General features: G+C 64.7%; 7 protein-coding genes and 1 pseudogene. All 8 read left to right on the top strand.

From position 1 onward, the window contains the following. A partial coding sequence (locus CH296_RS29360) for a hypothetical protein (RefSeq protein ID WP_218830279.1) occupies positions 1 to 1,439 on the top strand: 1,439 nt, incomplete at its 5' end. Positions 1,440 to 1,441: 2 nt separating this feature from the next. Beyond that, complete coding sequence (locus CH296_RS27910; protein ID WP_094686226.1) at positions 1,442 to 2,095, top strand: hypothetical protein; 654 nt, start codon at positions 1,442 to 1,444, stop codon at positions 2,093 to 2,095. Continuing rightward, entirely contained in the window at positions 2,092 to 3,201 is a 1,110-nt protein-coding gene (locus CH296_RS27905; RefSeq protein ID WP_094686224.1) for a hypothetical protein, read from the top strand. The genes CH296_RS27910 and CH296_RS27905 overlap by 4 nt, the downstream gene beginning before the upstream one ends. Further along, entirely contained in the window at positions 3,198 to 3,653 is a 456-nt protein-coding gene (locus CH296_RS27900; RefSeq protein ID WP_094686223.1) for a hypothetical protein, read from the top strand. The genes CH296_RS27905 and CH296_RS27900 overlap by 4 nt, the downstream gene beginning before the upstream one ends. Further along, positions 3,650 to 4,042: pseudogene (locus CH296_RS29820) on the top strand (DUF4326 domain-containing protein); the annotation flags it as partial. The gene CH296_RS27900 and the pseudogene CH296_RS29820, both read left to right, overlap by 4 nt. 386 nt (positions 4,043 to 4,428) lie before the next feature. Then, complete coding sequence (locus CH296_RS27890; RefSeq protein ID WP_094686222.1) at positions 4,429 to 4,698, top strand: hypothetical protein; 270 nt, start codon at positions 4,429 to 4,431, stop codon at positions 4,696 to 4,698. Next, positions 4,695 to 4,913 carry a hypothetical protein gene (locus tag CH296_RS27885; protein WP_143546458.1) on the top strand — a complete coding sequence of 73 codons (219 nt, stop codon included), beginning with the start codon at positions 4,695 to 4,697 and terminating at the stop codon, positions 4,911 to 4,913. The genes CH296_RS27890 and CH296_RS27885 overlap by 4 nt, the downstream gene beginning before the upstream one ends. Positions 4,914 to 5,017: 104 nt before the next feature. Continuing rightward, complete coding sequence (locus CH296_RS27880) at positions 5,018 to 5,287, top strand: hypothetical protein (RefSeq protein ID WP_094686220.1); 270 nt, start codon at positions 5,018 to 5,020, stop codon at positions 5,285 to 5,287. Positions 5,288 to 5,738: the final 451 nt, after the last annotated feature.

The raw sequence follows: 5,738 nt of genomic DNA, 5'->3' as shown, positions 1-5,738 counted from the left end.
TGTTGGATCCCACACTCGACGGCGACATGTCTGGGTGCGCAGCGTTCACCGTGTGGTCGATCTCCGGCACCACCTCTCAGGCAGCGGGTAGCGATGGGGTCGTCAAACGTGCCGACGTCGCAAGGATTCTTCTCGACACTCGGATGAGCCTCGACGCCGCCACGATGTTGGTCGAGGTCGGTTTGTGGCACGCACCGGGGCACGACTGCCCTCGGTGCCCGCCTGTCGCGGACGGGACATTCCTGTTCCACGACTGGTTCGACTTGAAGTACGACACGGGCGCAGCGGTCCGGCTCAAGCGGCGCAAGGCCGCCGAGCTGAAGACCGAGAAGATAGTTGCGGCCGTGTGGGCGCGGGATTGCATCGATCCCAAGGTCCCGGCGAAGCAGATGTCGGCGCACTGCCGTTACTGCGGCGTCGTGGTCAAGCGCATGGACAACAAGTCGCCCGTCAAAGCCCACCTCGAGCACGTAGACCCCGCAGTGGCGAACGGTGCACGCAATATCGTGATCGCGTGCTCGCCCTGCAATCAGGGCAAGGGCAACCGAACCCCGCAGGCCGCTGGCATGACGCTACGTCCGGCCCCGCGCCCAGGTCCTGAGCAGCACAGTTCCACCGTGGTCTCGCCGCCACGTTCCGATGACGGGTTGGTTTCGTCTCCGCGGTCCGACGCCGGGTTGTCTTCGACGGGTAGCTCCCGCGAAGGCGTACTCGCCGGCCGCGACGCAGACGATGCGGTACTCGCCGGAACGGACGACGCAGGGACGCGGACTGCCGCCCAGGACCGCGGCACGCGGCCGCAGGTGGCCGACCCGTCAGCAGTTGTCACGCCAGGCTCACCGGGGCAACCCGTCGCTGGGACAGTGCACGACGACGCCGACGAGTCGGCCACCACCCGGCCAGCGGGTGACGAGGCGACCAAACCGGATCAACCGTCGATCAAACCGGCACGGCCAGTGTCGAATCCGGAACAAACCCCGATCAAACCGGATCAACCCGGAAATCAACTTTCGGGAGCTGTGCTCGGGCGCGTGCGGGCGCAGGTGCGCCAGGCAGGGTCAGGGCAGGGTGATGGTTTGGGTAGGGGTCTGGGGGAGGGTCACTCGTCTGGGTCACCCGATCACCATCCGTCCGGAGACACCGCTCGTAAACGTGGCCGCCGCAGATCTCGTGGTCGTTCCCGTAGCTCCACGAAACAGGCCAGTGAAGATGCATCTCCTGACCGACCTGTGAATCCATTCCCACCGAGATCAGTCACCACCGCCCAGATCCTCGATCCCTCGATGGACGCGGGCGCTGCACCCGATGTCGAAGTACCGGCCAGATTCGGCTCGCCGTGGCACGGGTGGCGGGGCCCGGCGTCGACGGTGACGGAAACCATCTGCGAGATCCACGGTCAGCACGAACCGTGTTCGACCTGCAAGACGAGCGAGGAGTGACCGTGAGCGATTACCCATCCGACCTGACACTGCGGCCGATCGAGCATTGGCCGGCACCGAGAACCGAACAACCCGGCCCGTCACCGTTCTCCGCTCCGTGGCGATCGACCCTGCAGCTCCTCGACCGCGAACTCCGGGCGATCGGCGCAGGCAACCGACCCGCGACCGCGATCCTGCAGATCGCGATGCGCGAGCAGGACTTCCGAAACGACGGGCTTCCGAGAGCGAACGCGGTACCGAGGCATCCGGGTGTGATCCTCTCGATCGAATCGAGCAAAGGCCCGCTGTCGTTCCCGTGCGATCGATTCACTCACTGGCAGGACAACCTGCGTGCGATCGCACTGTCGTTGGAGGCACTGCGCAAGGTCGACCGATTCGGTACGACCCCGAACGCCGAGCAGTACACCGGATTCCGCGCAATCGGATCGGCCAGCTCGACACCCATAGAGTCGACAGCTCAGGCATTGCGGGCACTCGAACTGATCGCCTTCCCGGACACCGACGGCGTCGACCCCTCCGGCATCGCCTCGTCCGACCGGATCAAGCGACTGGCGAAGGCGAACACCCATCCGGATCGAACCGGTGGCGACAGCGACGCGTTCCAACGCGTGCAGGACCTAATCAAGATCCTCGGCTGGGATGAGGGCCGCGCATGAGCATCGACGTCGCCGCAACCACCTGCGTGTGCTCCCTCCCGCACAAGCGCACCCCCGACAAGGGCGAGCCGTTCACCGCGGCCGACGGCAAGACCGGAGTCGGAGATGGGATGACCGCGGTGTGGGAACGAGCAGTCGACGGCGGCCGCGCGGTCACCGCATCCCACGACGGTTCGACCCTTTGCCGCGGGCACCTGACCCGATTGCAGGATCTAATCGCGTCGACTCCCCGGACGGTGGAGTGGATGCGCGAGCAGATCGAGCCGTCTAACACCGCTCCGGATCGCAGTGCCGGATACACGAAACCGTCGAAGAAGGAACCGCCCCTGCCGATCTCGGCGGCCGCCGTCGACGCAGCGGACGAGGAGCTGATTTTCCTGTGTGAGTGGGCCGACCAGATCTCGGCCGGGCGCGGCGAGATCGGCCCGGACTTGACCGGAGCACGAACCACGTGGCGGTCGACGTACCGGCCGCTCGCGCCGCTGCAGCAGGACCGCCGCGTCGTCGGGTTCCGTGCGATCGAGCCAGTCCTGGTGAACCGCACCGTCAACTCGGTCACGAAGTACCTGCTCGATCGCCTCGACTGGATCGCCGAGCAGGAGTGGGCGGGGGAGATGATGGCCGAGCTCGGAGCGAATCGACGCTCGCACACCAATCGGTGGCCACTCGGTGATACCTCGCGCCGCGCCAAGGGATTCCGGTGCATGGACTGCAACCGCGAATCCATCGTCGTTCACCCACCCGCGCATGCGCCGATGTACGAGGAGATCCCGGTTCTGAGGGAGCCACCCGAGCACTACCCGCCTGGTGGCGTCGGGCCGAGGATGGAGCCGGCCCCGTTCCCTCGCCTCGACGAGTACGGGCACCCGCTCCTCGACGACGCCGGCAAACCGGTCCTGCACATCATCCGCCGAGAGCTGTACGCGCACCCGATGCTCGTCGCCTGCTCGGACCTCCGCTGCGGCGGCCGGGTCGACGAAGTGTATTGGAACTGGGCCAGTCTCGTCGCCGAGTCCGGCGCAGACATCCGAGACAAGGACATCCGAAGCCGAGCGATGGGCACCACGTCCGGAGCGAGCATCTACGAAGGGAACGGTTGGTCATGAGCGCCCAGGAGATAGTCGCGGCCGCACTCGCGAAGCACGCTGATGCCGGATCTCGACTGGTCGAGATCGATCCACCAGAAGGGCCTGCCGAAATGGACGCCTACCGGTTCCGGGTGTCCTGCCGCTGCGGGTGGTTCGCGTTGGTCCCGGTCGATCAGACAAAGCGGTCCGAAGGCGAGCGGAATTTTGCGGATGTGCACGCGGATCATCAGGCGTCTGTGGTTGCTGAACTGCCCGACGTCGCCCTCGTAGAACTCCCGAAGCCGGAACCGGATCACAATGGCGAGCGGTATTACGACGGTGTCAGCTACCGAGTCTCAGCCGATGGAGCATTCCACAAGCGTGCGCTGATCGATGGTGTTTGGGAGTGGGCGCTCGCGAGCCCGCGCCGGGTGAAGAACCATGCAGCAGAGCTTCTCGCTGCTGCTCACGCTGCGGAAGAACAACAGTGAGCCCGCAGCGGATTCAGCGGAAGCGGACGAAGGGCTGGCGGATGCCCGAAGGTGCCATCTACGTCGGCCGGCCAACGAAGTGGGGCAACCCGTTTCGCGTGATCGAGTCGCCGTGCTGTCCCACGGTAGATGTCATTGACGAGAACGGTGTCACATACGTGATTGACCACGAATGGGCACACTCTGAACAGTGGTCAGATGTTGAGCGGCCCGGTGCATGGAAGTGGGCACGTGGCGAATCGGTGCGTCTATATCGAGCGGACCTCACTGAGTGGCTGATCAACCCACCGCTGATCGCAATGCTGCCGGAGTTGCGTGGCTACGATCTCGCGTGCTGGTGCCCGCTGGACCAACCGTGCCACGCAGACGTCCTCCTCGAACTAGCGAACGGTGAGGTGTCTGCACGTGATCCGATCATGAGCGCATCGGATCCGTTGAATAGTCCGATCGCAGTCATCGCGCGATCGACAGTGCTCTCCGTCGCCGACGCCGCCAACGTGGTGTCGAAGCTGACGGACGCCGGCTACAGCATCGTGCCCACACCGCCATTGACTGCTGAGCAGCGCGACCCCGACGGCAACCACATCTTCGACCAAGGCGGCGACCTCGCCATCTGCATCGAGTGCGGCGTCACTCGCTCCGAACACCAGAGAGCCAGCGCGGCTGCCGCTACTGAGAACGCAGCAGTCGACCCCGATGAAACTGCGGGGCAATACATGCTACGCACCGGCGAGATCCCGCCCTGGTTCCCTGCTGCCACTGATGGGGAGAAGCCATGAGCGCAGGGCAGGTCGCCGATTCGATTGGCCGCGCTTTGTTCTCGGTTGTCCGCGCCGAGGAGATGGACCGAAGACGGGGCGATGCATGGGAGGAACTGAACGACCTTCGATGCCTTGATTGCGAGATTCGGTACGCAGAGCGCCAGCAGTACCGCTGCGAGTATCCCGGCACGCACACCGACGCATACCCGATTTACGGGGCAGGTCACTGCTACGAGAAAGCGGAAGTTGATCGGCTGATCATTGCAACAGGGGAGACGTCGTGAGCGTCGATCCTTTGGATGTGGATTCGGATCAGTACGTGACGCTGGCCGTCGCTGTGCGCCGGACCTCCCGATCTCGCCAGACGATCCTGCGGTGGGTGAAGGCGGGCACTGTGCGCACTATCAAGCGAGAAGGTGTCCGCGGATTCCATCTCGCCGACCTCGTGGACGCCGAAGCGTCGGCACACTACAACGCGGCTCGGACACGAAAACAGTAAGAGCGCTGTGACCAGCGTGTGGACATGCGGTGGTGTACTCTTCGCGTAAGCGATCGGTGACTCCACGTCCCGGTCGCTTTGTCGTTCCCGAACGAGGAGCTCGTATGTCCCGCAGTGAGGAGCAGCGCGACGCGGACGATGCACTGACTGCAGCGATCGAGCGCGTGTGGTTTGCGTACTACCCGGACACGGAGCCAGGGATCTTGATGGAGTATGTCGTCAATGCGAGGCGACGGACGTTCGACGAAGACGATGGCAGTCCGCTTACATCGAACGCGACAATGCCTCGTGATGGCAACGTCCCACTCGACACCCTGCTCGGTCTCCAGATGTACGGAGCTCTCCGTACTCAGGCACAGATACAGCAGGACTGATGGCACGTGCATCGAAGCGTGTGTGCTCGGTGCCTGGCTGTCCGTCGATACAGGCTGGACCGCTGTGCACGGTGCATGCGAGGGAGCGGGAACGCTACCAACGAGCAACGGTGCCGACCAAGGTAACTCGTGATTGGGCCGAGCAGAGGCGTCGCGCGCAGGCGGTCACGGACTGGGTTGCGCGGCATGGCTATTGGTGCCCCGGTGTTCGCCGGCCAGGGCATAGCTCGCGCGACCTCACCGCGGCCCACGATCCACCGATCGCACTCGGTGGCGACCCGCATGGGCCGCTGAAGGTGCACTGTCGGAGCTGCAATAGCAGGCAGGCTGCACGCTTCTGACCAGCGGAAACGTAAATGGTTCGCGTTGGTAACCAATGCTCTGACCTGCGGCGATGCACCCCAGGGGGGTGCCCCTAAGCCCCCCTCCTCGAGGTTCGCCGTGGGGGAGG

It is taken from the genome of Rhodococcus sp. 14-2496-1d (genome assembly GCF_002259365.1).
Classification (GTDB): domain Bacteria; phylum Actinomycetota; class Actinomycetes; order Mycobacteriales; family Mycobacteriaceae; genus Rhodococcoides.
Note: the sequence above shows the minus strand (reverse complement) of the source record. Positions and strands in the feature narration are given on the sequence as shown.